A 26170-nucleotide genomic window follows, 5' to 3' on the forward strand; every position below is an offset into this window, starting at 1 on the left:
GGCATCCATGCCGTGCTCAGCCACCGGCCCGGCCGTCTGCGGACCGGGCCCGGTCTCCTTCGAGGTCACCGTTCCCCCTCTCTCCTCGGAACTGTGCGTTGTTTCCGCTTTGCCGAGCGTGCCGCGGCGCCCCGCTGCTCCGCCGCGTGCGGCCCGATCGAGGGCCGCACGCTTCACGGCCGCCTTCGACCGCCGCCGCTCGGAAGCGGCGTTGTCCGGCAGCAGGCCGAGCAGAATCCCGAGGTCCTTCAGCGCCCTGCTCTCGATCTGCCGAATGCGTTCGCGTGTGACATCGAAGCGCTTGCCGATGTCGTCCAGGGTCCACTGCCGGCCGTCGACGAATCCGAATCTCAGGAACAGCACTTCGCGGTCCCGTTCCGCCAGTCCGCCGTCCTCGAACCACTGCAGGAGCTCCTGGCGTTGGAACCGCGACCAGAGCGCGTGCTCCGGCCCCGGGACCGATGCCGTGTCGACGACCATCAACTGTCCGAGTGTCACGCCGTCACCCGCGGGCTGGTCCATCGAGAAGACCCTCCGTCGACCGAGCCGCAGGTACTCGGTCACCTTCTCCAGGGACAGGTCACATGCGAGCGAGAGATCGAGGGCGGTCGGTCGGGCTCCTCGCTCGAGGAACTCCCGCTCTCTCCGCCGGAGTTTGTCGATCTCGGTCCATATGTGGACCGGAAGCCGGATGGCCGACCCTTCGTCGGCCACCGCGCGAGTGATGCGCTGCCGGATCCACCAGGTGGCGTAGGTCGAGAACTTGCACCCGACGGAGATGTCGAACTTCTCCACGGCCCGCATCAGACCGATCATGCCGTGCTGCAGAAGATCGTCGTAGTCGGGGTGATCCGCCCGGTATCCCAGCGAATGCGCGGTACTCACGACCAACCGGCGGTTGTGGACGACCATCGCGGAGAAGGCCTGATACGGCTCGCCGTCGCGTGCGAGAGAAGCGACGTAGCCCTCCAGCAGTTCTTCCTCCGCCGCGATGCCGTCGCGGAAGAGAAGGGAGAGTCCCACCTCCTCCTCCGCGCTCAACAGATACGCGTCCGGAGCCGGCCGCCTTCGATCGACGCGGAGCACGACCCGGGCCAGGCGGCGTGCCGCTTCCAGGTCGTCGATACGCACCGTACCCCGGAGGCGGTCGAGGTCCGGAGCCTCCTCGTCGTCATCGGGGCCGCGCGAGGCGGCGTCCCCCATGTCCTCGACGAACACCGCTTCGGACCGGTCGGCAGGCCCGGACCCGCACCCCTCCCCCTCGTCGGAGGAGGAGTCCACTCTGCTCCTGAGGACCGAATGCCACAGGTCGACGGCCTGTTCCTCGTCGAGTCGCGCGGCCCTCACCACCTGTGCCAACGCGGACCTGGCGTCCACCCCTTCCGCCTCGAACCGACCGATCAGACCGACGAGGAAGTCCCGGTCGATGCCGTGCAGGCGCTCATCGCATGCACCACCGTTCACCATGATCGCCTCGCCTGCTCGCCGATATCTGCCCGTAGTTCATCACTTAACCGGCCACTACTGCCAGCGACTGATCGCCACGGCCCGCACTCGAGAGCCGGAAGCCGGCATTCGGTATGTTGAAGATCTGTCGGTAAGGGTGGGGAGAATTGATGCGGATCATCCCGAGCGAGATCTCGAACAGCACGCAGAGCCGGGCGGAGCGCAGCGTCTTCACGGCACTCAAGGCCATGCCTGACGCCCGGAGCGTCGCCCTGCACTCGGTCCACCTTCCACGGCACGCCCGCAAACGCGTCGGCGAGATCGACTTCGTCGTCATCATGCCGGAACTGCTGCTCTTCATCGAGGTCAAGGGCGGCCGCGTCTGCCAGCGGGACGGCAAGTGGTACTACGGGCCGTCCGGCACCGACGAGCGCCCCGGCGAGAGCCCCTTCGCCCAAGCGAGCGGGGGCATGCACGCGTTCGAGCGGCAGCTCGGCGAGCGGGTCGGCGATCTGCGCACGCTGAAGGTCCCGAGCGGATACCTGGTGATCACGCCGGACGTCGACCTCGACCGGACCACCGAGTTCGAGCCCGAGCAGTACCTGGGCAGCAAGGCCTACGGCGGCGGCCGCGGGCTGGCCGAGGGCATCGCGCGGGCCACCCGCTTCTGGCGCACACGCAACTGGTGGGCGGAGACCGACGTACCGGCGGCGCTGCGCGACAAGATGCTCAAGGCGGTCCGCCCGGACTTCGACCTCGTACCGAACCTGCGCGCCCGGCTGACGGACCTTGACGTGGCCTTCGAGCGCCTCACCGAGGAACAGTTCGACAGACTCGACGAGCTGGCGTCGAACCGCCGCCTCGTCTGGACCGGAGGCGCCGGCACCGGCAAGACCTTCCTGGCTGTCGAGGCCGCGCGACGCAGTTCCGCCACTGGCAGCGTCCTCTTCACCGCCGTGAGCCCCACCCTGACCACCCACCTGGCCCGGATCCTCTCCGACCACCCGGTCACCGTCCTGCCGTTCGATAGGCTGGCGGAGGTCCAGGGTCAGGTCTTCGACCACCTGATCGTCGACGAGGCTCAGGACCTGATGACCTTCGACAGGCTCGGCGTCCTGGACGACCTGTCGGCGGGCGGGCTCGAACAGGGCCGATGGACCTTCATGCTGGACCAGAACAACCAGGTGCTCGCCCCGACGACCTTCGACCCCGAGGCATGGGACTACCTGCGCGGCATGGGCACGGTGTACGGGCCGATGAAGCGCAACTGCCGCAACACCGTGCAGATCGTCAGGGAGGTCCAGACGTACACGGGCGCAGATCTGGGTGTCGCCTCGGCCGGTGAAGGGGAACCTCCCCTCTTCCGGAACGTCCAAGACGTCCGGGACGAGGCCGCGCAGCTCGATGCCTATGTGAACGACCTGTTGCAGCAGGAGGTGTCCCCGCAGGACATCACACTGTTGTCCGTCGCAGGCGACTGGGAGTCGAGCTCCGCCCGCTTCTCGCAGCGCGTGTCCAAGATCGAACGCTTCACCGACGTGGTCGGCTCGGCTCGTACCAGGCGCAGGCTCACCTGGTCGTCCGTCGCCGACTTCAAGGGACACGAGAACCACGTCGTCTGTCTCATCGACCTCGAGCCCCAGCACCTGAACGGCCGGCTCGACGCGCTCTACGTCGCCTGCACCAGGGCTCGCGCCCAGCTCTGGGTCGCGTGCCGACCAGGCGTCAGGAAGGCGCTGGGCGACCTGGGAATGGCCGTGATCACGCGAACGGGAACACCGAAGTGACCGACACCGAGCAGTCGCTCTCCGCGCACCGGGACGCCTACGTCTCCTACCTCCGCCGTCAACTGGTCGGTCCCGGGCCCGAGGAGGAGGAACACCTCGTCGATCCGCCGGACCGCCGCTACCTGATGGGCACGCTGTACCCGCGCGGTTCCTCCATGCTCGAACACGCGCTGTCCGAGGGCGAGGAGAGCTTCGACGAGTCCGAGGCAGGGTCCGGCGAGGAGGACGGCTTCGCCGACGATCCGGTCGCCGAGGCCAACGCCTGGCTCCCCTCTTCCCTCGGCTTCTCCTTCTTCACCGACGCCCGTCGAATCGAGGTCGTCTGCGAGGCCTCGCGCTACCTGACGCTCCGCGAGGGCGGGCGACGCAGTTGGGAGCGACAGCCGCGGTTGTCGACTCCCCTGACCGTGGAGCTCGGATCCGACTCTCCGGTCCCCTGCCTGGAGGGACACGGCCTGCTCCACGTCCGCTGGCGAAGCTTCGGCGCCGGGCACCTCGTCACCTGCGTCCTGTCCAACGCGCACAAGGAGGACGAGAGCCGTCACAAGGACCGGGAGCTGATGCTCTTCCAGGTCTCGCTCCGTGCCACCACGAGCGACGGCACCGTGCTCGAGTACCCGAGCACCCGCCTCAACAGCCGGGACGAGGAGGAGCAGGAGCTGCGCGTCCAGTACCGGCACATCATCACCCGTGCCGTGGGCCACGGATGTGCCGTCGTGTGGGACGACAGCTCCGGTCCGGTGGCCGCCCTGCGCACGGAGGTCATGCCGGAACAGGTCGTCGCCCACATCAAGCCCGACGGACCCCGGAACCTGCCGGTCCTCAACCTCGCGTACCTGTCGAATCCCGAGCTCACGGTCGAGGATCTGCGGGACGGGCTGAACTCGTTCGTCCTCGGGTACCGCAAGTGGTTCGAGACCCAGCAGTCCGAGGCCGAGTCCCTGCCGCGGTGGGCCGCCGCTCCCGCCGGGCGTCTGCTGGGCCGGATCGGCGCAGCGCTCGACCGGATGGCCTCCGGAGTGGCCGCGCTCACCTCGTCGACACCCACCGGGGAGCGGGCGCGGGCTGCCTTCCGCCTGGCCAACCGGGCCATGGCGCTCCAGATGCTCCACAGCCGTCCCGAGCTGGCGGGCAGCCGCAGGCGCAGGAACAGCGAGGTGGTCGAGCTCACCGAGCCTCCCACCGAATACGCCTGGCACCCGTTCCAGCTCGCCTACTTCCTGCTCGTGGTCGAGAGCCTGATGATCCCGGAACACGAGGACCGGCGGACGGTCGACCTCATCTGGTTCCCGACCGGTGGTGGGAAGACCGAGGCCTATCTGCTCACCGCCTGTTTCGAGATCCTCCGCCGCCGGCTCCAGTACGGCATCGCGGGCGGCGGCACGGCGGTCCTGAGCCGGTACACGCTCAGCCTGTTGACCACGCAGCAGTTCCAGCGCACGGCGACCGCGATCTGTGCACTGGAGTACATCAGAGCCGGGCACGACGGTGAGCTTCGCCACGACCTCGGGCAGGAACCCATCAGTATCGGGCTCTGGGTCGGCCAGGAGACGACACCGAACAGGATCTCCGCCGCCGAGCAGGAACTCGACGCCCTGAAGCAGTCGCCCGAGCCGGACGACCGGTTCCTGCTGGAGCGCTGCCCCTGGTGCGGCACCGAGATCGTCCCCGAACGCAGCGGTCAGGGCCACGACTTCGGCATCCACGCGAACGGAGGCGAAACCTGGTTCTTCTGTCCGCGGCCGACGTGCGTCTTCCACCACCGGTTGCCCGTCGCCGTGGTGGACGAGCAGATCTATCGGGAACCGCCGACCTTCGTACTCGGCACCGTGGACAAGTTCGCGCGCCTGGCTTGGGAGTCCGAAGCCGGCAACCTCTTCGGCAAGGACGGCAGACGGGCACCGTCGCTGGTGATCCAGGACGAGCTGCACCTGCTGGCGGGTCCCCTGGGCACCACGGTCGGCCTGTACGAATCCGCCGTCCTCGAACTCTGCTCATGGCAGGGCACGACGCCGAAGGTCATCGCGTCCACGGCGACGATCCGACGCTCGCAGGACCAGATCCGAAGCCTCTACGGTCGTCCCGTGCAGTTGTTCCCGCCTGCGGGTCTCGAGGCAGGTCGCTCCTACTTCGCCTCGCCCGACGAGGAGAAGCCGGGACGTTTGTACGTCGGCGTGATGGCCCAGGGCCACACCGCCTCCACATCGACCGTCCACGTGGGCGCCGCCGGCCTCCAGGCGCCGATGGACCTGGGAGACGACGAGGCGCGGCGGGACGCCTACTGGACCATGGTGGCCTACCACAACAGCCTCAGGGAACTCGGCCGGACCGTCACGATCGCGAGGGACGACATCCCGGCCCGGCTGGAGCACCTGACCAAGGACGAATCCCGACGCCGCCGGCTGGACGACGACTCGGTGGTCGAACTCACCAGCAACGTCCCGCGAGCCGATCAACCCCGGCTGCTCGATCGGCTGGGAAGGCGGTTCGGGGAACAGGGCAGTGTCTCCTTCCTCGCCACCACCAACATGCTGTCGGTCGGTGTCGACGTTCCCCGGCTCGGCCTGATGCTCATGAACGGGCAGCCCAAGACGACTTCCGAGTACATCCAGGCCACCAGTCGTGTGGGCCGACGCGACGTACCGGGACTGATCGTCACGTTGTTCCGATCGACCAAGCCTCGCGACCGGTCCCACTACGAGTCATTCGGCGTCTATCACCGCTCGCTCTACCGGCACGTCGAACCCACCAGCGTCACCCCGTGGTCGCTCCCGTCCCGGGATCGCGCCCTGCACGCCGTGCTCACCATCCTCGTGCGCCACGGGATCGGGCTCTCCGCCGAGAACAGGGCCGGGGAGATCCTGGAGCACATGGACGAGGTCGCCCGGATCCGGGATCTCATCGTCGACCACGTGCGGCTTGCCGACCCGGACGAGGCCGAGGACACGGCGAAGCGCCTGGACGAGCGGATCGACGAGTGGCAGCAGGCGGCCGAGAATGCACGGGGCGAAGGTGGGCGACTGTACTACCGTCCCCAGGGCCGCACGTTCAGTTCCCTCCTGACCGACTTCGGCAAGCAGGAGGGCCTGTGGGAGACGGCCCAATCGATGCGCAATGTCGACCGCGACTGCCTTGTCGTCGTCAGGGGGGCGTGAAGCCGTGAAGGACATCCGTCGCAAGGTCCGCAGGACACAGACCATCGTTCCGTTCGGGGTCGGCGGGATCATCGACCTCCGAGGCGAATCGTTCGTGGCCGCGGACATCCGCAGTTGGTCCAAGACCGCCGTACGGGTGGAGTCTCCCCGGCTCGCGGCGAAATTGCGCGTGGAAGACTTCCGTTCGGCTCCCGTCATCCCGTCGGGAAAGGCGGCCTACACCAGCCGCAACGGGCCAACGTACGTGCGCTTCCCGAAGTGGCTCTTCTGCCCCCTCTGCCGGACGATGGCGTTCTGGAAGACCTCGCTCGAGGAAAAGGACCGGGCTCCCACCTGCGGGCGCTGCCCGGGCAGGCCGAAACTGGCGCCCATGCGTTTCATCCAGGTCTGTCGGGCCGGTCACCTGGCGGACATCCCCTGGGTCCGCTGGGCTCATTCGGCGAGTGAGGGGCACGATCAACGACAGTGCCGGTCCAATCGGCTCCGGTTCCTCGCCACCCCCGAATCGTCCGGCCTCGAGGCCCTGCACGTCGTATGCGAGACCTGCCACGCCCGGCGGGATCTCTCGGGGATCAGCCACAAGAACGTCCTGCGGAAGTTGGGGATGAACTGCCCGGGAACCCATCCCTGGCAGTACGACGCCGACGAGCCGGAATCCTGTGAGGAGACCCCTCAGGCAGTACAGCGCGGTGCGGCCAACGTCTACTTCCCGGTCGTCCACTCCGCGATCGACATCCCGGCCCCGAGCGGCCCGTCGGAGCAGGACCCCGCGACCCAGCTGGTCCTCGACAACCGCCTCTGGCCCGACTATCGGGACCGCTACGGCAGTCCGATCGCCGACAACTTCCGGGCCATCATCGCCGACGAGTGCGGGGTTTCCGAGGAACTCGTCGAAGAGATCGCGCTCCGCGCCTCCGAGCAGGGCGCCCCGTCCTCGCCGTTCGGCTCGGACGAGCACCTCAGCATCGCCGAGTGGGCGGCGTTCTCCGATCCGGAGTCCGTGCCCGAGTCGAAGACGTTCTCCGTGCGCCGGACGCGTCTCGACATCGCCGGCACCGCCCCACATTCGATGCAGGAGCTGGATCGAAGGGTCGCCTCCGTCGTCGTGGCGGACAGGGTGCGCGAGGTCCGAGCACTCGAAGGCTTCTCCCGCTACGAACCCAGCTCCGGCGACAGCGACGAGGGTGGTCGACTCGTCTCGGTCGACACCGCGAAGCGGGCGAAGTGGCTGCCCGCGGTCGAGACCTACGGCGAGGGGATCTTCGTATCCCTGGACGAAGAGCGCCTGACCGACTGGGAGCGACTCGAACCGGTCCGCCTCTGGACCCAACGGATCGAGCGGGATCTGACCACCTCATTCAAGGTCGACCGGCTGAGGGACAAGTCGGGGCCGGTGCTGCTCCCGCGCTTCGTCATGCTGCACACGCTGGCCCACCACTTCATCCGTCAGCTGTCCTACGACAGCGGCTACAACGCGGCATCCCTGCGAGAACGCGTCTACGCCCGGAGCCACCCCACGGACAGCACGTACCCGCCACAGGCCGGCGTGTTCATCTACACGGCCGCCGGGGACACCGAGGGGACCCTCGGCGGGCTCGTCCGTCAGGGTCGGCCACCGTATCTGAGGGAGACGTTGATCCGCCTGCTCGAATCGGCCCAGTGGTGTTCGCAGGATCCGCTGTGCGCCGACTCGACGGGCCGGTCGCTGGCCAACCTGAACCGCGCGGCGTGCCACGCCTGCACCTTGCTCCCGGAGACCTGCTGCGAGATCGACAACTCCCTCCTGGACCGGACACTCCTGATCGGCGGCAACGAGGTTCCCGGCTTCTTTCAGGAGGTGCTGCAAGCGGCCCTGTTGGAGTCGGCCGAGGCGGTGGAAGGGGCATGAGGTTCCCTTCGCTGCTGGAACTCAGGGACGACCAGAGGGCGGTGGTCGGACTACCGTTCCGGGGAAACCATGTCGTGACCGGTCCTCCTGGCGGAGGAAAGACCGTGATGGCCGTCTACCGTGCGTGGGCGCTGGCCACGGCAGGCCGAGAGGTCGTCCTCCTCACCCGCTACAACCTGCTGCACCAGTACATCGCGCAGTTGGCCCCGGAGCTGACCGGGACGCCACGCGTGACCACTTGCGCCCGGTGGCTCAACGCCTTGTGGCGGGAGAACTTCGAAAGCGAACCGCCACGGTCCGCCGAGGACGAGCGGCGCTACGACTGGGTCGAGATGCAGCGGAGCTGCGTGCTGCGGGGCGTAGGGATGACAACGCATCTCGTCGTCGACGAGGGCCAGAACCTGCCGCTCGGCTTCTACCGCCTCTGCCGCGTCCTCGGTGTCGATGTCACGGTCTTCGCGGACGAGAACCAGCGCATCGGTGCGGAGGAGATGGCACTGTCCGAGGTCTGTCGAACACTCGGTGTGCCGGCCGCTCCGATGGAACTGCGGCAGGACCACCGGAGCAGCCGTGAGATCGCCCTGCTGGCATCGGAGTTCCACGTGGACAGCCGAACCGGGCCGCCGTTGCCAACGCGTTCCGGCAGCGTGCCCGTCGTCATGCGGGTTCCGTCCCTCGACGGTCTCCTCACCGGAATCGTCCAGTACTTCAACGCCCATCAGGACCGGAGCATCGGGATCATCTGCAGGTCAGTCCAGATGATCCGAGAGATCCAGGGCGGGCTGGCCTCCCGCGGGCTCGCGAAGATGACCCAGGCGTACGTCTTCGACGACCGTTACCGGGACGCCATGGACTTCTCGACCCGTCCCATCCGGATCGTCAGCACGGCAAGCATGAAGGGCCTGGAGTTCGACAGCGTCTTCGTCCCCGACCTGGACGGCTACACCGAGGACCCGACCGGAGTCGAGGCACGCCTCCGCTTCCTCGTGCTCTGCACCCGAGCCCGCGAGGATCTGCACTTCATCCATCGAGGAACTCACGAGCCCCCCATCACGGCAGCGATCCCCGACGCCCTGCTGACACGCCACCACGGCTGACAGGACTCGCTCCCTACAGTGCGACAACCTCTCTGCTTCCGCTCGACGTTTCTCACCGCGTCTCGTCGTCAAACGCTCCGAGTGTGCACTGGTTGTGAAATGATCTTCCATGCTGTCCATATTTCCGCACCCATGAGGGCCGGGCCTGGGGCATGTTCGATCAGAACTACGACCTCTAAAGGGCTCTCCGACCTGCGGAAACGCGGTTCGGCCTCTCATCGTTTCCGCAGGTCAGCACCTCGCTGACCTGCGGAAACGCTGGCCTGTCGACTCGCAGGAAGCCCAGGAGGCCGCTCAGCCGCTTCCCGGCGCCATCCGCAGCGGCTTGGACCGGGGCCGTCTCCGGCACCGAAAGGTTCCGGGTCTACGCGGACACCGAGACGCTGCCCGGGTTCGAGCCGTTCCGCGCGGTCTTCGCCGAGCAGGAACGCAGCGCGTTTCTAGTCCGCGGCCAGCGCGGACAGGATGTCGAGGCGAGCCGCCCGCGCAGCCGGGGTCAGCGCGGCGAGGACGCCGGCGATCACGGCAGCCGCCGCCAGTTCCGCGAGGGTGATCCAGGGCACTGACAGGATGGTCTGACCCTCACCCGCCATGCGATGGAGGGCGATCCCCCAAGCGATGCCGAGCGACACTCCTGACAGAGCCCCCAAAGCAGTGATCACGACCGACTCCAAGCGGACCATACGGCGGACTTCGCGGCGTGAGGCGCCGACCGCGCGCAGCATGCCGATCTCGCGCGTCCGTTCCCCGACCGACATGGCCATCGTGTTGGCCACGCCCAGCACCGCGATGACGACCGCGAGGGCCAGGAGCCCGTACGCCATCGAGAGCATCTGGTCGGCGCTGCTTCGGACGGATGCCTTGTAGGCCGCCCGGTCCTGCACGGCCAGCTGCGGATACCCGGCCAGCGCCGTGGTGAGCGCCTTCCCGACCGCTGCCGGGTCCGCGCCGCGGGCCGCGAAGGCGAACAGGGTGGTGTCGGAGGCGGTGGGAGCCAGGGCGGACAGGACGTCGAATCCGACGCTGGGCGCGAGTCGTACCCGGCCCATCGACATGCCGGGCGGTTCTTGGCGTTGAACGGCGCCGATCGTCAGGGTCACCGGGGGGCTGCCCGGTCCGGCGAGGGTGACCTGGTCGCCGATGCCGACGCCGAGTCGCTCGGCCATGGCGTCCACGAGGACGATCTGGCCGTGGGTGAGCGCGGCTTGCGGATCGCCCGCCGTGTAGGTCTCGTGCATCGCGGTGGGGAAACCGGGCTCGTCGCCGTAGACGGTGGTGGACAGCGTGGTCGATCCCGCGGTGAGTGTGGCCTTGGTGATCCGCTCCCTGACGACCCCGCCGATTCCCGGTACGCGCCGCGCCGCCGCGACGGCCTCGGGTCCGAACTGCGCCTGCGAGTGCTGTCCGCTGATGATGAAGTCCGCGCCGAGCATCCGGTCGGTGCGAGCCGCCATGGAGTCCGAGGCGGAGGCCGCCGAGACGGCCATCGCCGTCGCCACGCAGATACCGATCATCAGCGCGGCCGAGGTGGCGGCAGTGCGGCGCGGGTTGCGCAGCGTGTTCCCGACAGCGATCGCGCCGATCGGCCCGAAGAGCCGCGGGAAGGCAGCCGTCAGGACCGGGACGACGCCGCAGACAAGAGCGGGCCCGAGCGGGAAGAAGGCGAGCAAGGTCAGGAACATGCCCGGCACCGTCGCGGCATGGCCCGCGATCAGCAGACCGGCCCCGGCCAGCAGCAGCGCCGCGCCGGTCAGCGTGCGGCCCCGACCGGGCCGGGTGCTCGGCGCGGCCGCCTCGCGGAGAGCGGCCATCGGCGGGATGCGTCCCGCGCGCCGCGCGGGGATCACCCCGGCGGCCAGCGTGGCCACGGTGCCGACGGCGTAGCCGACGAGCACGGCAGCGGGCCCGACGACCAGCGAGGTCGAGCCCAGGTCGAGGCCGAAGGAGGCCATAGCCGCGTGCAGCCCGACGGCCAGCCCGATCCCGGTGCCGATGCCGAGGGTGGAGCCCACGAGGCCGAGAACCAGGGCTTCGAGCAGGACGGACCGGTTCACCTGCCGGCGGCTCGCGCCGATCGCACGCAGCAGGCCGAGCTCGCGGGTCCGGGCCCCGACCAGCATCGAGAACGTGTTGAAGATGAGGAGCACGCCGACCAGGACGGCCACCACCGCGAAGCCCATCATCACCGTGCCGAGGAAGTCAGTGGTCTGACCGGCCCCGTTGTCCGGACTCACGGCGGTCGGATCCTTGGCCTGGACCTGGACCGCGCCGCCCAGGGCGGCAGCCAGGCTGCGACGGAGATCGGCGGGCGTCACACCGGCGGCGGCGTCCACCCGGATCGAGGTGGCCGCGCCGGGCTTGCCGAGCAGCTGCTGCCGGGCGGTGGCGGTGTCGACGTAGATGCGGGTGTTGCCCTGGCTGGCGGCCTTGAAGTCGGCGATGCCGGTGACCCTGACCTCGAACGTGCCGGGGACGGCGACCACCCGGATCGTGTCCCCGATCCGCACGTGGGCGCGGTCGGCCGAGATGCGGTCGAGCACGGCCTCGCCAGGGCCCTGCGGGGCACGGCCGCCGGCGAGCCTCACCGGCGACCGGTCGGAGTCGAACCAGTTGCCTGCCAGTACGGGGATGCTGCTCTTGGCGCCGATGCCGGACATCCCGCCGGCCGCGTCGATCGCCTTGCCCTGCGAGTCGGTCAGCGTCGCGGTGTCGACCGTGACGTCGGGGTACGCCGCCGCCACGCCCGGCACGGCGCGCACCTTCCCGACCAGGGAGTCGGCGTCCGGCAGTGTGCCGCCCTCGCCGACCACGGCCCGCTGCACCGCGTCGCCGACCTCGGCCGGCCCCGTGCCCGCCGGCAGCGGGGCAGTAACGGTGACGTCCGGGGCGCTCGCCGCCGCGGCGTCGTCCAAGGCGCCGTTGATCGTGCCGGTGAAGATCATCGTGCCGGTGACGAAGGCCACCGAGAGCACCACGGCAAGGCAGGACATCGCAAGTCGTCCTTTGTGCGCGAAGATGCCGCGCAGCGCCACCTTCAGCATCAGCGGTGCCCCCCGCCTCGGCGCATCCGCTGCAGGACGGCCTCAGCGGTCGGGGACCGCAGCTCGCCGGCCACCCGGCCGTCGGCGAGGAAGACCACGCGGTCGGCGAAGGACGCGGCGGTCGGGTCGTGGGTCACCATGACGACGGTCTGTTCGAGCTCGTCCACGCTCCGGCGCAGCAGCCGCAGCACCTCGGTCCCGGCCTGGGAGTCCAGGTTCCCCGTGGGCTCGTCGGCGAACACGATCTCCGGCTGGCCCGCGAGGGCGCGAGCACAGGCGACCCGCTGCTGCTGCCCGCCGGACAGTTCCGAGGGCCGGTGGCGCAGCCGGTCCGTCAGGCCGAAGGTCACCAGGATCTCGTTGAGCCAGGCCCGGTCGGGCGTGCGGCCCGCGATCGCCATGGGCAGGGTGATGTTCTCCAGGGCGGACAAGGCCGGGATGAGGTTGAACGACTGGAAGATGAAGCCGATCCGGTCGCGGCGCAGCTCGGTGAGTTCGCGCTCGCGCAGCGCGGTGAGCTCGATGTCGTCGATCCAGATCCGGCCGCCGTCCACTGAGTCCAGGCCCGCCAGACAGTGCATCAGGGTCGACTTGCCCGAACCGGACGGGCCCATGATCGCGGTGAACGCGCCGCCCTCGATCTCGACGTCGACGGCGTCCAGCGCTGTGACCTTCGCGTCGCCCGTGCCGTGGATCCTGGTGATCTTCTCGCCGCGGGCAGCGGGCTCGGACACGGGAGCCGGTGCCCGGCCGGAACCCGGTGCCTGATCCGGAGCGGGTGCTCGGTCGAGAGTCATGCGGATGCTCCATCCTTCGAAGATCGTCAGGTATCGGATGGCTTTCCACGATGGCGGTCGCGGTCGGTCCGCCGGATCAGGCCACGGCACGGAGCCGGTGTCCGGGCCCCGGACCCGGACACCGTGTGCGCGCCTGGTCGGAGGTACAGGTCCGAAGATGCGACCGCGGACGGATGACCCGCCCACGCGCCCGCGCATAGTGTCAGGACGTGCACCTTCGGCCCCCGCTCACCAAACGGCTGACCCGCGTCCAACTCGTCGGGCTCGACGTCGCGGTCGGCATCGCGCTCCTGCTGTGGGGGCGTCCCACCGACGCCCAGCTCGCCACCGCCGGACTCTCGCTCCGGGGCTGGTACGCGCTGTTGACCTTGCTGGCCTGCGCGGTGGCGGCCAAACGGCTGTGGCCCCGGCTGGCCCTCGGGGTGTCGCTGGCGACGTACGCCACGATGGCGGCCTACGGGTTCGTCAAGTTCCCGTCGCTGGCGGTCGCGTTCTGCCTCTACCAGTTCGCGCTCTCGCAGGCACGGTACCGGGCCCTGGTCGGCCTGGTGCTCGCCGAGGCCGTCGTCGGCGTCGGCATGGCGATGGGCAGCAGCTCGATGCTCTTCGACAACGCGTGGGCCGCGATGTGGTTGGGACAGAGCGCGCCGATCGTGGCCTTCTGGGCGGCCGGCATGATGATCAGGTCACAGCGCGCCCACGACGCCGGGCTGCGGGCCCAGGCGGAACGCCAGGCGCAGGCCCGCATCGAGGAGGCGCAGCGGACGGTCATCGAGGAACGTCTGCGCATCGCCCGCGAGTTGCACGACGTGATGGCCCACAGCATGAGCGTGATAGCCGTGCAGGCCGGCGTCGGCCGCCACGTCATCACCGGACACCCCGACGAGGCCGCCAAGGCGCTGACCGCGATCGAGACGGTCAGCCGCACGGCTCTGCGCGAGATGCGGGCCCTGCTCGACGTGCTGCGGGAGGAGCCACCCGCCGACGACACGGCGGCCGCCTCGGACCTGGCGAAACCCGGCCTGAGCGACCTCCCCTCCCTGATCGAGCAGACCGGCCGCACCGGGCTCCAGGTCGAGCTGCGGATCAGAGGCGCCGCCCGGCAGCTCCCGCCGTCGATCGACCTGGCCGGCTACCGGATAGTTCAGGAGGCGCTGACCAACTCCGTCAAGCACTCTGCGACCGCCCGCGCCCAGGTCAGCTACCACCCGGACGGCATCGAGATCGAGGTGACCGACGAGGGCCGCGACTGCGCCGGTCTGTCCGGCCGACCCGGCCGACCCGGCCCCGCCGTCGCGCCCGACAGCCCTGGCGGCCATGTCGGTCACGGCCTGATCGGCATGCGAGAACGGGTCGCGCTCTCCGGCGGCGACTTCGCCGCCGGCCACCTTCCGCTCGGCGGCTTCCGCGTCTGGGCCCGGTTCCCCACCGGGGAACCGGCGTGAGCGGGGACGTGAGCGGGGACGTGCGGGTGGTGATCTGCGACGACCAGGCCCTCGTCCGCGCCGGCTTCCGAGTGCTCGTCGACACCACGCCGGGCCTCACGGTGGTCGGCGAGGCCGGCGACGGAGCCGAGGCGGTCGAGGTCATCCGACGGGAACGGCCCGACGTCGCCCTGATGGACATCCAGATGCCCGGGATGGACGGGATCGAGGCCACCCGGCGACTGCTCGGCGGCGAAGACCCACCACCGGTGCGGATACTGATCCTCACCACCTTCGACCTCGACCGTTATGTGTTCACCGCGCTCCACGCGGGCGCCAGCGGCTTCCTGCTGAAGGACACCCCACCGGAAGACCTCCTCGCGGCCATCGGCGTCATCGCGGACGGCGAGGCTCTGCTCTCGCCCCGCGTGACCCGGAAACTGGTGGCCGAGTTCACCAGGCGCCCCCAGGTGGCGGTCGGAGCGAACCGCCGCCTCGACGAGATCACCGACCGGGAGCGCGAGGTTCTCGTCCTGATCGCGAATGGCATGTCCAACACGGAGATCGCCGACGAACTGCACCTGTCGCACTCCACCGTCAAGTTCCACGTCAGCAGACTCCTCGCCAAGCTCGGCGCCCGGGACCGAGCCCAGCTCGTCATCGCCGCCTACGAGAGCGGCCTCATGAACCACCGGTGAATCGGCCCTCTCGCTTCCGCCGTGGTCCCTCGGGATTCGCCACCCAGTGGGGCGCACTTCCCGGCCGATCCCGCACTCGCGGTCCACCCGCGGGCCGGCAGGAACTCGTCCGGTGGCCAGGCTCACACCAAGATCTTCATCGGTCTTCCGGCCTCCGCTCCGGGGCCAGGCGCCGTCCTCGCGCCGTCCCGGCCGGTGGCGCCGGGTAGCAGCCGGCCTGGGCGGCGGAGGCGGCCGGGCGGCCCGCCCCGGGAGCGGGTCAGCGGACCGTGATCGGGAGGGTCTCGTAGCCGCGCAGGACGAGGCGGTCGCGGCGGGTGGGGATGCCGGCGGGGGCGAGGCGGGGGAAGCGGTCGAGCAGGGCGGGTACCGCGATCTCGCCCTCCAGGCGGGCGAGTTGGCTGCCGAGGCAGAAGTGCGGTCCGCCGCCGAAGCTGAGCGGCTGGCTGTCGGTGCGGGTGGGGTCGAAACGGTCCGGGCGGGGATAGCGGGCCGGGTCGTGGTTGGCGGCGCCCAGCAGGGTGAGGACCACGGTGCCGGTCGGGGCGGGCACTCCGGCCACCGTGAGGTCGGGCGCGGTGGAGATCCGGGAGGTCAGCTGGACCGGGGAGTCGTAGCGCAGCACCTCGTCGACGAAGAGCGAGGGGTCGAACGCGCCGGTGCGCAGGCCCTCGGCGGCCTCCGGGTGGCGGAAGAGCAGGGCGAGGCCGTTGCCGAGGAGGTTGGTGGTGGTCTCGAAGCCCGCCACCAGGAGGAGGGCGAGGTTGCTCAGCAGTTCCTCGCCGGAGATCCGGTCCGGGGAGTCGGCGGCGATCCGGGCCAGGTCGCTGACCAGGTCGCCGGTCGGGCGGGCCAGCCGCTCGGCGGTCAACTCCTCGAAGTAGGCCGACAGTTCAATGGCCGCGACATCGGCGGCGGCCAGTTCGCCGAGGTCCTGGATGAGTTCCAGGGCGATGGTGAGGTCCGAGGCGAGGCCGCGGAAGCGGTGGCGGTCGGCGGCGGGGATGCCGAGCAGTTCGCAGATCACCTCGACCGGGAGGCGGAAGGCGAAGGCGTCCATGAAGTCGACGGGCGAGCCGCCGGCGCCCCGGTCGGCCAGTTCGTCGAGCAGCCGCTCCACCGTGGCCTCGATCGCCGGCCGCAGCGCGGCCACCCGGCGGGCGTTGAAGGCCGAGGCGATGAGCGAGCGGACCCGGCCGTGGTCGGGGGCGTCGCGCTCGAGGATCGAGCGGCCGAACAGCGCGACGGAGGGATGGGCGAACAGTTCCGCGCGGTCGTCGGAGGGGGTGCCGGTTTCCTCCCGGGCGAAGGCGGGGTTGCGCAGCACCTGGTTGGCGGCGGCGTGTCCGACCACCAGCACCGCCCCGGGGCCGGCCGGGGCGGCCTCCCCGAGTTCGTGCGCCCGCGCGTAGAGCGGGTAGGGGTCGAGGCGCCCCTCGGTGGTCATGAGCTGCTCGATGATCGACGCGCCGTCCATCCGGTCTTCCCCTCCGTAGATCCAACTCCCGGACGGACAACTGTTGCTGGGCGGAGCGGAGTTCCCGGGGGAGGTCGCCAGGGGGTCCGGGGAGGTCCGGCGGGGGCCCTGGACAGGGCCGGGCCGGCGACGCGGGACGGGCCTCGGGGCGGGGACGGTCGGTAGGCTGGCGGGATGGAGATCTGGATCAACCCCCGTTGCGGGAAGTGCCGCACCGCGCTGAACGAGCTGAACGGCGCCGGCGTCACGTTCACCGTGCGGCGCTACCTGGAGGACCCGCCGAGCGTCGCCGAACTGGAGCAGGTGCTGGAGCGGCTGGGCCTGGAGCCGTGGGACATCACCCGGGCCGACGAGCAGGTGGCCAAGGACCTCGGCATGAAGCAGTGGGGCCGGGAGGCCGGTGACCGGGCACGCTGGCTCGCGGCGATGGCCGAGCACCCGATCCTGATCCAGCGCCCGATCATCACCGCCGACGACGGGCACGCCGTGGTCGCCCGCACCCCCGAGGCCCTCAAGTCCGTCATGCCCTGAGGAGTGGACGAGCGACCGGGCGGCGCGGCCGGAGAACGTGACCGGGCGGCGGGACGGCCGTCAGCGGCGTTCGAACCGCCGCACCGGCTCGCCCGGGCGCCAGGAGCTGATCCGCACCGCATCGTCCTCGACGGTGGTGTGCACGACCTGCTCCAGCTCCAGCCGGAAGGCGTGGTACGGGCCGGGCGGCGGCTCGGGCAGCTCGGCCTCGTAGGCGGCGATGTCCGTCGCGTCGGTGAGTTCGACGGCCCGGCCGGACAGCTTGGAATCGCCCTCAGCCAGCGTCGGGTCGCTCGGGTTGCTGTGCAGCGCGAAGCGGGCGTCGCGGCGCAGGTCCAGCGCCTTGACCGCGCCGAGCATCGACCCGAGCATGACGTCGGCCCCGATGAAGTCCACCTCGGTGCCGCTCACCCGGGGCGAGCCGTCCTCGCGGAGCGTCGCCAGGACGTGGTGCTTGTTGGCCTCGAAGCGGGCCCGTACGGCGGGGGCCAGGTCCGGTGCCTCGTGCTCGAAATCCTGCCAGGTAGCCATGGCGCCAGTGTGGCACCGGGCACCGACAACCGCCGTCCGGTGTCGGTGCCCGGTGCCACACTGGCCGGGTGACCACTACCACCACCTACATCGCCTTCCTGCGGGCCGTGAACGTCGGCGGCCGGACCGTCAGGATGGAACGGCTGCGTGCGCTGTTCGGCGAGCTCGGCCTGGAGCGGGTCGGCTCCTACATCCAGAGCGGCAACGTCTTCTTCACCGCCGACGCCACCGACGCGGCGGACCGGGCCGCGCTGACTGGGCGGATCGAGCGCCACCTGGAGGAGCAGCTGGGCTACCCGGTGCCGGTGCTGCTGCGCACGGTGGACGAGGTCCAGGCGGTACTGGACGCGGAGCCGTTCGCGGACGTCGAGGTGACGCCGGACGTGCGGCTCACGGTGAACTTCCTCTCCGAGCCGCTGCCGGCCGATTTCCCGATCCCGTACACCTCGCCGAAGGGTGACTACGAGGTGATCGGCGCCGACCCCGACACCGCGTACGTCGTGGTGCACCTGAAGGACGGCAAGTGGGTCACCAGCGGTGCGCTCTTCGGGAAGTCCTACCGGGGCTCGGCGACCTCGCGGTTCCTGCACACCACGGTCAAGATCCTCGCCGCCGCGCGGAAGGCCTGAACCTCTCGGAAGGCCCGAGCCACGCGGAAGGCCCGAGCCACGCGGAAGGCCCGTCCCCCGCCCACGACCACTCGGAGGCCCCGTTGGCCCGTTCCGCGCTGGACGCCTACGTCGCGCTGCTCGACCGTTCGTTCGTCCGGATCGCGGAGGCGGCGGCCGACGGCCGGACCTTCGACCGCGCGACGGTCGCGCGCTGCGCGGACGTCTGGGACAACAACACCTTCCCGCTGTCCACGACCGTGATCCGCCGGACCTCGCTGCGCCGGGAGCGGGCCGCGCGGGCCGGGCTGCGGTGGATGGCCGGGCTGGGCGAGGCGCGGTACGCGTGGATGGTGGAGCAGTCGGCGGCGGCCGGGCACCCGGTCGAGGGCCTGGTACCCCCGCCGCCCCCGGACGGCCACAGCCCCTACCGGGGGTACGACGGGACGCTCTTCCCGGTGACCGGGCCGCTGACGGAGACGGCCGTGGACGGATACGACCTCTCCCGCGCCCGCCTGCTGGGGCTGGAGGCGGAACTGTCCGGCACGCGGCTGCGCGCGGCTCTGGAGGTGGAGGTGCCGCGCGTCTGCGGACTGCCCGAGGGGGACGGGGCAACCGGACATCCTGCGCCGCGGCTGTACCTGCGGCTGGACGACGTGTCGACCGCGGAGTTCGACGCCGGACCGGCCGTGACGGGTCCGCTGGAGTGGCGGGCGGACGCGGGCGGGGTGGACCTGCGGGTGGCCGGGGTCGGGCTGCTGCGGGCGGCCCGGGCCGCGCTGACCGTCGAGGACCACTACTGGCACCTGACCGCGGCCGGGCGGGCGGCGGATGCCGCGACACCGGTGGAGCGGCGGCCCGGGCGGCCGGGGCTGCTCGGGCGGCTGGGGCTGCTCGGGCGGCTGGGGCGGAACCGGCGCGGTCGGCCGCCCGGCCCGCCGTTCACCGTCCGCGAGGGCGGGGCGCACCGACTGGCGGCGGCGCTCGTGCACTGTGCGATGCTGGAGATCCGGATGGCCCGTTTCCCGGGATCGGCCTCCCGCCGCACGATCCTGGAGCTCTGCCGGATCTTCGAGGGCGCCGGGACGGACCTGCTCGCGGCGGCCCGGCAGGGCGAGGAGGGCGGGCGCGCCCTGATCGAACGGTGGGTGGCGCGCGGCGGCGACGCGTGGGCGGGCTGGTTCGCGGAGCAGCTCGCCCTGGGGCGCCGGGACGGCCGGACCGGGGAGTGGGCAGAGCGTCTGGCCGACCGGCTGCGGGCGGCGCCGAAGCCCGTCGCCGGGCCGCGGCCTCGGCCCGAACGGGCGGCGGTGCGACTGCTGCTGGTCCGCTTCGCCGGTCACGGCTACGACCCGGCCGAGCCCGCGTCGGCGGTCGTCCACCTCGCGGTGCCGCCCGAGGAGGCCGGGCCGTGGGAGCTGGTCGTGGCGAAGACCGAGCGGCTGGAGCACTTCCGGCTCGGCACGGCGGGGTTCGGCACGACGGGCTTCGGCACGACGGGGTTCGGTACGGCGGCGGCGGTGCGGAAGGACCGCGGGCGGCTGACGGTGGGCGCCGGCCTCGCGCTGGAGTGGCGGTCCGGGGAATCTGGACAGGTGGGCGGGGGCGCCCGAGAATCGGTCCATGACGTCGCGTGAGAACCGGACCCGAGTGGTCCGGCCGTCGGAGGCCGAGCGGGAACGGGCCCTCGGGGTCCTGCGGGAGGGCGCGGGGAACGGCCGGCTGTCGCACGACACCTTTCTCGGGCGGCTGGACCTCGTCCTCCACGCGGGCAGCCGCGCCGAGTTGAACGCGGTGATGGCCGACCTGCCGGCCGGCAACCCGGTGGGGCGCTTCGTGCTGCGGGCGGTCGGCCGGGTCTCCGCGTTCGGGGTCCGGGTGGGCGAGGCCTGGCGGGCCGAGCGGCTGCCCGGGCTGAGCCTCCCGGAGGCCGGTTCCGGGCAGTTGACGATAGGCCGGATCCCCGGGTCGGGGCTGCGGCTGAACGACGCGTCCGTCTCCCGGCACCACGCCGAGCTGCGCCGGGAGGGCGACGGCTGGGTGCTGTACGACCTCGGCTCGACCAACGGCACGCACGTCAACGGGTTCCGGATCGTCGGCGGGGTGCGGGTGCGGCCGGGCGACCAGGTGCGGTTCGGCAACCTGGAGTTCCGGCTCGCCGCCGCCTGACCGACCGTCAGTGCGGGAACTGGCGGGGCGGCCGCTGGGACGGCAGCGAGTCCTGGAACTCACCGATGGCGCTGCTGATCTGCCGCATCAGGACGGTGTGTTCGATCCGGTCGAGGTAGCGGTGCTCGGCGGCCAGGGCCTCCACCGTGACGCCGAAGTAGAGCGTCATCAGCGGATTGACGAAGAGGGTGCTGCCGCTGGTCCGGGAGGTGAACCGGACGTCGCCGAACTCGCCGCGCAGCGCGGCCGCCACCGAGCCCTGGACGATGCTCGGGTGCAGCGGGAACGCCTCCCGGGCGTGCTCGACGGCGTCCAGGTAGAGGGCTCCCTCCCGGCTGTCGCGCGGTACGGAGAAGGCGCCGAGGTAACCGCCGGCCCGGTCGATGGCGGCGAGGTTCTCCAGCACCAGGGCGTGGTTGACCCCGTGGTAGGCGTCGATGCCGAAGCCGAGGCAGGCGACCAGGCGCTCCGGGACCTCGGTGAGGCCGGCGACGGCGGCGAGGCTGGCCATGTCCTCCTCGGGCGTGCCGAGGCCCGCCTCGTCGCCGCGCATCAGGATGTCGGTCCCGCCGTCGACCAGCAGGACGGCGTCGATGCCGAGCCGGCCGGTGAGGGCCCGGTAGGCGGCGCGCAGCGGCCGGACGCCCGTTTTGGGGAACGCCCAGACGGCGTCGGGCATGCCGTGCAGCCGGAGCCAGCGGGCCAGCGTCCGCTCCGGGAAGTAGCCCTCGGTGGCGGGGGTGTCGGGGCCGATGAGGGCCAGGTCGGGTTCCTGCCAGAGGTCGGCGGGCAGGGCGTCGAGCGCGCTGAAGGAGAGGTTGGCGAGGTGCACCTCCTTGCCGGCCGCGCGCAGGGCGAGGGCGAGCGGCAGGCCCGCGTAGACGTCGAAGCCGCCGCCCGCACCGGCGATCAGGATGCGCTCGGCGGCGAGCAGGCGGGTGATCAGCGGGGGCTGGAGGAGGGAGGTCACCACGGGACGCTAGCACCGTGGGCGCGGCCGTGGCCGTGGGCGGCGGGGCGAATTGTCAGTGGTGGGTGCTTGGATGCGGGCATGGACCAGGACACCGTGGAGAGCACCCTTGCCGCCGAGGTACTGCGGGACGCCGAGGAGCAGGCCCGTGAGCTGATCCGGTGCGGCTTCCAGGAACCGGACGAGATAGCCGAGTCCCTGGTCGAGTACCTCGACGACCAGGGGCTGACGGTGGAGGAGGCGGAGCGCATCGTCGCTCCGCTGTGGCAGGAGCGTCTGCGGGAGCAGGCCGGCTGGCCGGAGACGACCGACGTCGACCGGCTGGAGGCCGCCTTCGACGCCCTGGAGGAGCTGGGCATCGTCGCCGCGATGGACTTCACCTGTTGCGCGAACTGCGGTTACGCCGAGATCGGGGGCGAGGCCGAGGAGGGCTCGCGCGGCTTCGTGTTCTTCCACCAGCAGGACACCGAACGGGCCGCCGGGGGTGGTTCGCTGATGCTGCGGTACGGCGGGTTCCAGGTGGACGGCGAGCCGACCGAGGCGGCTGTGCGGCGGACGGCCGAGGTCGGGCGCGAGGTCGCCGCCGCGCTGGCGGCGGCCGGGCTGCCGGTGGAGTGGGACGGCTCGCCGGAGACGGCGATCGCGGTCACGCCGATCAGCTGGCTCAACCGCCTGCCGGAGTAGCCACCGCACGGCCTCCGCCGCACGCCTTCCACGGCGCACCTTCCCGCGCCGGACCGGCCGGCGCGGGAAGGGTCAGCGGACGACGTGGAGTTCGGCGGTGTGCTCACGCGCGTTCGCGTGGCGCAGGCTGACCGTCGCGGAGCCGAAGACGGTATCGGTGCCCTCGGTGAGGGTCTTGGTCTCGTCGCCGAGCTTGACCTCGGCCGTGGTGTCGGTGATCCGGCCGACGGTCAGATTGAGCGTCTTGGCGCCGCCGAACACCTCGGCGCTGTACGTGGAGTCGGCGTTCTCGGTGCGGACGGCGACGTCGCAGCTGTTGTCGTCGAGGCAGAGCGCGACGCCGCCCTTGCAGGCGGTGAGTCCGGCGCCGAGGAGGACGACGGCGCCGAGCGCGAGGGCGGCCGAGCGGACGGCCGGCACCCGGCGGCGGCCGGGGCGGCGGGTCGGACGGTGGTCCTGGTGCGGAGAGGTGGGCGCGCTGGTCATGGCACCGACGGTAGGCGTGTGCCGGCCGCCGGACATCGCCCGGCGGCGGTACTCCGCCCCTGGCCCGCCCCGGACGCCCGAGGCCGTCGCCACCACCGAACCCGAGGGGGAAACCCCTAGGGGTTGGCCGGAGTTGACGACACGACCAGCGATGCCTCGATCCCGGCGAGGACGATCGCCAGGCCGCGCTCGAAGCGCCGCTCGAAGTCGCCGAAGAGCTCCCGGCTCGCGGCGGCGGCGAGGGCGTGCTCGGGATCGATGCCCGCCGCCCGCCGGTCCGGGTCGTAACCGGGTGCCCGCTCCCCCGGCATCGGATGGACGGCCTGCTCCTCGATCACGAAGCCGACGGTGAACGCGTACGCGGTGGTGAAGGCCAGCACGGCGTCCGCGAGTTCGAAGCCCGCCCGGCCCAGCACGGCGAGCAGGGCCTGCTGCCCTCCGGCGTGCCCGGAGTCGGTGAGCCGGGTGCCGCTGAAGACCTTGGCCCCGTCCCGGTAGCCGAGCAGCGCGGCGCGCAGGCCGCGGCAGGTACCGGCGACGGCGTCCTGCCAGGTGTCCGGGACGGCGGGCGGCCCGGCGGACATCCGGCGGAGCATCTCGGTGGCCATCTCGTCGAGCAGCGCCTGCTTGTTGGCGAAGTGCCAGTACAGCGCGGGCGCCTTGACGTCCAGCTCGGTCGCGATCCGACGCAGGGTGAGCCCGTCCAGCCCGGTCTCGTCGAGCAGGCGCAGGGCGGTGTCGACCACCTGGGCGCGGTCCAGCTTCGGCGGCATGTCGCACTTCCCTCCAGGTGGCGCCGTCGTCCCGACGCAGACGTCCGGCATTGACAATTTAACACCGTTAAGCCGATGCTTCTGGACATCCGTCGCTTAACAACGTTAAGGAGAGTGTGCGATGGCGCACGCCCAGAACCGGAGCCGGACCGAGGTCCTGATCGTCGGCGCCGGGCCGACCGGACTGACCCTCGCCTGCGACCTGGCCCGGCGCGGGGTGTCCGCGCTGCTGGTCGAGCAGGCCCCGGCGCTCTTCCCCGGCTCACGCGGCAAGGGCCTCCAGCCCCGCACCCAGGAGGTCTTCGAGGACCTCGGCCTGCTCGCCGCCGTCCACGCCGCCGGCGGCCCGTACCCGCGCATGGTGAGCTGGGAGGACGGCGAACGGCAGGACGAGTGGGACCTCGTCGGGCGCGCCGAGCCGGACCCGACCGTGCCGTTCCCGGACGTCTGGATGCTCCCGCAGTGGCGCACCCAGGAGCTGCTGTACGAGCGGCTGCGCGAACTGGGCGGCGAGGTCGCCTTCGGCACCGCGCTGGACGGCCTCGACCAGCGCCCCGACCGGGTCGAGGCCCGGCTGACCGGCCCCGACGGCACGGGCCGCACGGTCACCGCCCGCTACCTGGTCGCCGCCGACGGCGGCCGGTCGACCGTCCGCCGGGCGGTCGGCATCCCGATGACGGGCGAGCAGGTCGACCCGCGGCCCGCCCTGGTCGCCGATGTCGAGATCGACGGTCTGGACCGCGAGAACTGGCACTGCTGGCCGAAGGCGCCCGGCGGCGCGCTGCTGCTCTGCCCGCTGCCGGGCACCACCGCCTTCCAGCTGTTCGCCCAGTTCGGCCGAGCGGACGGCAGCCCGGCGGACGTCGACCCGCCGAACAGCAGCCCCGCGAACAGCAGCCCGGCGAACAGCGACCCAACGGAGCCCGACATCTCGGCGGACGGCGTACGGCGGACCATCGCCGCCCGCACCCACCTGCCGGAGTCCGCGGTCGGCGCCGTGCACTGGGCGTCCGGCTTCCGGCCGCGCGCGGCGCTCGCCGAGCGGTTCCGCGAGGGCCGGGTCTTCCTCGCCGGCGACGCGGCGCACATCCACTCCCCGGCCGGCGGCCAGGGCCTCAACACCAGCGTCCAGGACGCGTACAACCTGGGCTGGAAGCTCGGCCAGGTGCTGCGGCACGGCGCCGACGAGGCGCTGCTCGACAGCTACGAGCAGGAGCGCCTGCCGATCGCCGCCGACGTGCTGGAGATCTCCACCCGGCTGCACCGCGCGGGCGGGGTCCGGGCCGGCGGGTTGCGGCGCGGCCCGCGCACCGAGCAACTCGGGCTCGGCTACGAGGACGGCCCGCTGACCGTCGAGGCGCGCCCCGGCCTGCCCGAGGAGGCGCTGCGGGCCGGCGAGCGGGCACCCGACGCCCCGCTGGACGGCGCCCGGCTGGACGGCGCACCGGTGAACGCCCTGGCCGGGCGCCGGTTGTTCGAGCTGCTGCGCGGCCCCCAGGTCACCGTGCTCGCGATCGGCCACGCCCTGCCGCGACTGCCCACCGGGGTGCGCGGACACCGCGTCGACGGCGGCGTCGCGCAGCGGGCGTACGGGCGGGGCCTGTTCGTCGTCCGGCCGGACGGCTACCTGGGCCTGGCCACCCACGACCCGGCCGATCTTCCGGGCTACCTGGCCCGGTTCGGCCTGCGCTGACCCCTACACTCCAGGCATACGCCATCGACATATGCCACGCGCGTAGATCAGCGGCCCGCGAAAACCTCCCGCGCTCAGTCGTTCGCCGCGTCCCACGCCCCGGGCGCCCCCCACAGCGGCGCCGTGCACCGCTGGTAGGTGGACTGCCAGTGCGGCCAGTTCCGGGCCACCAGGTCGTCGCAGTCGGAGAGCAGCCGCTCGACCATCGCCGGCTCGACGCCGTCCAGCAGCCAGGCGAGCGCGTCCGGGCTGCCCGGGCCCTGCGCCGAGTGCAGCACGTCCAGCAGCTCGGGCAGGCTGCCGACCCGCGAGTTCTCCGCGAAGACCCGCTCCATCTGCGGCAGCAGCTGGCGCTCCTCGGTCCGCAGGTGGGTCTCCAGCCGGGCCTCCAGGTCCTCGATGGCGTACGCCACCGGCCAGACCGAGCCGGTGTCCCGGCTGGCAATCCGGACCAGGGTGGTGACCCGGGTGAACGAGTGGTCGAGGTTGTGGTGGTCCGCCTCCAGCCAGTTCAGCAGCAGCCGCAGCTCGGGCGCGAACCGGCGCACGATCGGCCAGATCCGGGTGTCCTGCTGCTCGTGGTGACAGGTCAGCATGGCGGTGACGAAGGTCCAGTGCCGCAGCAGCGCGGCACCCTTCTCGTCCTCGCCGGGCTGCAGCAGCCGAAGCGCGTTGGGCAGCCTGGCGAGGTCCCGGCGGAGCGCGGCGTGCACCAGGCGCAGTCCGGCGAAGCGGACGGCCTGCGGTTCCTCGTCGACGACGTGCTCGTGTGCTGGGCCGCCCTTGGCGGGCACTGCCGGCGAGACCGGGGACGCTACGGACAGCAGGTGGCTGGGCATGGCACTCTTTTCACGCTCGGACAGGGGCCTGGCTCGGCCTGGCACAACTGGCGGGACGACGCTCCCACCACAGTGG

20 protein-coding genes and 1 pseudogene are annotated in these 26170 nt (G+C 71.5%); 12 read left to right on the top strand and 9 right to left on the bottom strand.

The window, feature by feature from the left end:
* Positions 1–300 precede the first annotated feature (300 nt).
* Positions 301–1467, bottom strand: a pseudogene (locus ABZW10_RS08930) (sigma-70 family RNA polymerase sigma factor); the annotation flags it as partial.
* A gap of 149 nt (positions 1468–1616) precedes the next feature.
* Here ABZW10_RS08930 and ABZW10_RS08935 point away from each other — a divergent pair.
* From ABZW10_RS08935 to ABZW10_RS08950, 4 genes are all read left to right on the top strand, one after another.
* Complete coding sequence (locus tag ABZW10_RS08935; protein ID WP_355361881.1) at positions 1617–3233, top strand: NERD domain-containing protein; 1617 nt, start codon at positions 1617–1619, stop codon at positions 3231–3233.
* A complete protein-coding gene (locus ABZW10_RS08940; RefSeq protein ID WP_355361883.1) occupies positions 3230–6388 on the top strand; it encodes a helicase-related protein in 3159 nt (1052 codons plus the stop codon). The genes ABZW10_RS08935 and ABZW10_RS08940 overlap by 4 nt, the downstream gene beginning before the upstream one ends.
* A 4-nt stretch (positions 6389–6392) precedes the next feature.
* Positions 6393–8276 carry a DUF1998 domain-containing protein gene (locus ABZW10_RS08945; RefSeq protein WP_355361885.1) on the top strand — a complete coding sequence of 628 codons (1884 nt, stop codon included), beginning with the start codon at positions 6393–6395 and terminating at the stop codon, positions 8274–8276.
* Positions 8277–8383: 107 nt separating this feature from the next.
* Positions 8384–9373 (top strand): hypothetical protein, encoded by a 990-nt coding sequence (locus tag ABZW10_RS08950; protein ID WP_355361887.1) that lies wholly within the window; start codon positions 8384–8386, stop codon positions 9371–9373.
* A 440-nt stretch (positions 9374–9813) separates the two neighbouring features.
* On the opposite strand, the gene ABZW10_RS08955 is transcribed toward ABZW10_RS08950, so the two are convergent.
* Entirely contained in the window at positions 9814–12363 is a 2550-nt protein-coding gene (locus ABZW10_RS08955; protein WP_355361889.1) for an FtsX-like permease family protein, read from the bottom strand.
* A gap of 50 nt (positions 12364–12413) precedes the next feature.
* The gene (locus tag ABZW10_RS08960; protein ID WP_355361891.1) at positions 12414–13148 is read right to left on the bottom strand and encodes an ABC transporter ATP-binding protein; all 735 of its coding nucleotides are present in this window, start codon (positions 13146–13148) and stop codon (positions 12414–12416) included.
* A 272-nt stretch (positions 13149–13420) separates the two neighbouring features.
* On the opposite strand from ABZW10_RS08960, the gene ABZW10_RS08965 reads away from it, so the two are divergent.
* A complete protein-coding gene (locus ABZW10_RS08965) occupies positions 13421–14656 on the top strand; it encodes a histidine kinase (protein ID WP_355361893.1) in 1236 nt (411 codons plus the stop codon).
* The gene (locus ABZW10_RS08970; protein WP_355361895.1) at positions 14653–15333 is read left to right on the top strand and encodes a response regulator transcription factor; all 681 of its coding nucleotides are present in this window, start codon (positions 14653–14655) and stop codon (positions 15331–15333) included. Before ABZW10_RS08965 ends, ABZW10_RS08970 begins: the two co-directional genes overlap by 4 nt.
* A gap of 259 nt (positions 15334–15592) precedes the next feature.
* Here the strand turns inward: ABZW10_RS08970 and ABZW10_RS08975 are convergent, their stop codons facing one another.
* On the bottom strand, positions 15593–16810 hold the full coding sequence (locus ABZW10_RS08975) for a cytochrome P450 (protein ID WP_355361897.1): 1218 nt from the start codon (positions 16808–16810) through the stop codon (positions 15593–15595).
* Between the two features lie 174 nt (positions 16811–16984).
* Between ABZW10_RS08975 and ABZW10_RS08980 the strand changes: the two genes are divergently transcribed.
* Entirely contained in the window at positions 16985–17341 is a 357-nt protein-coding gene (locus ABZW10_RS08980) for an arsenate reductase family protein (protein WP_355361899.1), read from the top strand.
* Positions 17342–17401: 60 nt separating this feature from the next.
* On the opposite strand, the gene ABZW10_RS08985 is transcribed toward ABZW10_RS08980, so the two are convergent.
* Positions 17402–17872 (bottom strand): pyridoxamine 5'-phosphate oxidase family protein, encoded by a 471-nt coding sequence (locus ABZW10_RS08985; RefSeq protein ID WP_355361901.1) that lies wholly within the window; start codon positions 17870–17872, stop codon positions 17402–17404.
* Positions 17873–17940: 68 nt separating this feature from the next.
* Between ABZW10_RS08985 and ABZW10_RS08990 the strand changes: the two genes are divergently transcribed.
* The 3 genes from ABZW10_RS08990 (at position 17941) to ABZW10_RS09000 (ending at position 20649) form a co-directional block, all read left to right on the top strand.
* Positions 17941–18501, top strand: a complete 561-nt coding sequence (locus ABZW10_RS08990; RefSeq protein WP_355361903.1) for a DUF1697 domain-containing protein — start codon at positions 17941–17943, stop codon at positions 18499–18501.
* A gap of 83 nt (positions 18502–18584) precedes the next feature.
* The gene (locus tag ABZW10_RS08995; protein ID WP_355361905.1) at positions 18585–20117 is read left to right on the top strand and encodes a hypothetical protein; all 1533 of its coding nucleotides are present in this window, start codon (positions 18585–18587) and stop codon (positions 20115–20117) included.
* Positions 20104–20649 (top strand): DUF1707 and FHA domain-containing protein, encoded by a 546-nt coding sequence (locus ABZW10_RS09000; RefSeq protein WP_355361907.1) that lies wholly within the window; start codon positions 20104–20106, stop codon positions 20647–20649. Before ABZW10_RS08995 ends, ABZW10_RS09000 begins: the two co-directional genes overlap by 14 nt.
* A gap of 7 nt (positions 20650–20656) precedes the next feature.
* Here the strand turns inward: ABZW10_RS09000 and ABZW10_RS09005 are convergent, their stop codons facing one another.
* Entirely contained in the window at positions 20657–21619 is a 963-nt protein-coding gene (locus ABZW10_RS09005; protein ID WP_355361909.1) for a DUF1152 domain-containing protein, read from the bottom strand.
* 81 nt (positions 21620–21700) lie between these two features.
* Between ABZW10_RS09005 and ABZW10_RS09010 the strand changes: the two genes are divergently transcribed.
* Positions 21701–22303, top strand: a complete 603-nt coding sequence (locus ABZW10_RS09010; protein ID WP_355361911.1) for a hypothetical protein — start codon at positions 21701–21703, stop codon at positions 22301–22303.
* Between the two features lie 72 nt (positions 22304–22375).
* Here ABZW10_RS09010 and ABZW10_RS09015 read toward each other — a convergent pair whose 3' ends face one another.
* Both ABZW10_RS09015 and ABZW10_RS09020 read right to left on the bottom strand, forming a co-directional pair.
* Positions 22376–22789 carry a hypothetical protein gene (locus tag ABZW10_RS09015; RefSeq protein ID WP_355361913.1) on the bottom strand — a complete coding sequence of 138 codons (414 nt, stop codon included), beginning with the start codon at positions 22787–22789 and terminating at the stop codon, positions 22376–22378.
* Between the two features lie 116 nt (positions 22790–22905).
* Complete coding sequence (locus ABZW10_RS09020; RefSeq protein WP_355361915.1) at positions 22906–23562, bottom strand: TetR/AcrR family transcriptional regulator C-terminal domain-containing protein; 657 nt, start codon at positions 23560–23562, stop codon at positions 22906–22908.
* A 121-nt stretch (positions 23563–23683) separates the two neighbouring features.
* Between ABZW10_RS09020 and ABZW10_RS09025 the strand changes: the two genes are divergently transcribed.
* Positions 23684–25255 carry an FAD-dependent monooxygenase gene (locus ABZW10_RS09025; RefSeq protein WP_355361917.1) on the top strand — a complete coding sequence of 524 codons (1572 nt, stop codon included), beginning with the start codon at positions 23684–23686 and terminating at the stop codon, positions 25253–25255.
* 74 nt (positions 25256–25329) lie between these two features.
* Here ABZW10_RS09025 and ABZW10_RS09030 read toward each other — a convergent pair whose 3' ends face one another.
* The gene (locus ABZW10_RS09030; RefSeq protein WP_355361919.1) at positions 25330–26094 is read right to left on the bottom strand and encodes a hemerythrin domain-containing protein; all 765 of its coding nucleotides are present in this window, start codon (positions 26092–26094) and stop codon (positions 25330–25332) included.
* Positions 26095–26170 lie beyond the last annotated feature (76 nt).

The organism is Kitasatospora sp. NPDC004723, from assembly GCF_040609255.1.
Taxonomy (GTDB): domain Bacteria; phylum Actinomycetota; class Actinomycetes; order Streptomycetales; family Streptomycetaceae; genus Kitasatospora.

Excerpts from the sequence above, each read along its gene's own strand:
- ABZW10_RS09020 (WP_355361915.1), bottom strand. The coding sequence starts at position 23,562 with ATGCCGCCGAAGCTGGACCGCGCCCAGGTGGTCGACACCGCCCTGCGC.
- ABZW10_RS09030 (WP_355361919.1), bottom strand. The coding sequence starts at position 26,094 with ATGCCCAGCCACCTGCTGTCCGTAGCGTCCCCGGTCTCGCCGGCAGTG.
- ABZW10_RS08955 (WP_355361889.1), bottom strand. The coding sequence starts at position 12,363 with ATGTCCTGCCTTGCCGTGGTGCTCTCGGTGGCCTTCGTCACCGGCACG.
- ABZW10_RS09010 (WP_355361911.1), top strand. The coding sequence starts at position 21,701 with ATGGACCAGGACACCGTGGAGAGCACCCTTGCCGCCGAGGTACTGCGG.
- ABZW10_RS08985 (WP_355361901.1), bottom strand. The coding sequence starts at position 17,872 with ATGGCTACCTGGCAGGATTTCGAGCACGAGGCACCGGACCTGGCCCCC.
- ABZW10_RS08950 (WP_355361887.1), top strand. The coding sequence starts at position 8,384 with ATGGCCGTCTACCGTGCGTGGGCGCTGGCCACGGCAGGCCGAGAGGTC.
- ABZW10_RS09015 (WP_355361913.1), bottom strand. The coding sequence starts at position 22,789 with ATGACCAGCGCGCCCACCTCTCCGCACCAGGACCACCGTCCGACCCGC.
- ABZW10_RS09000 (WP_355361907.1), top strand. The coding sequence starts at position 20,104 with ATGACGTCGCGTGAGAACCGGACCCGAGTGGTCCGGCCGTCGGAGGCC.
- ABZW10_RS08935 (WP_355361881.1), top strand. The coding sequence starts at position 1,617 with ATGCGGATCATCCCGAGCGAGATCTCGAACAGCACGCAGAGCCGGGCG.
- ABZW10_RS09025 (WP_355361917.1), top strand. The coding sequence starts at position 23,684 with ATGGCGCACGCCCAGAACCGGAGCCGGACCGAGGTCCTGATCGTCGGC.
- ABZW10_RS08980 (WP_355361899.1), top strand. The coding sequence starts at position 16,985 with ATGGAGATCTGGATCAACCCCCGTTGCGGGAAGTGCCGCACCGCGCTG.
- ABZW10_RS08975 (WP_355361897.1), bottom strand. The coding sequence starts at position 16,810 with ATGGACGGCGCGTCGATCATCGAGCAGCTCATGACCACCGAGGGGCGC.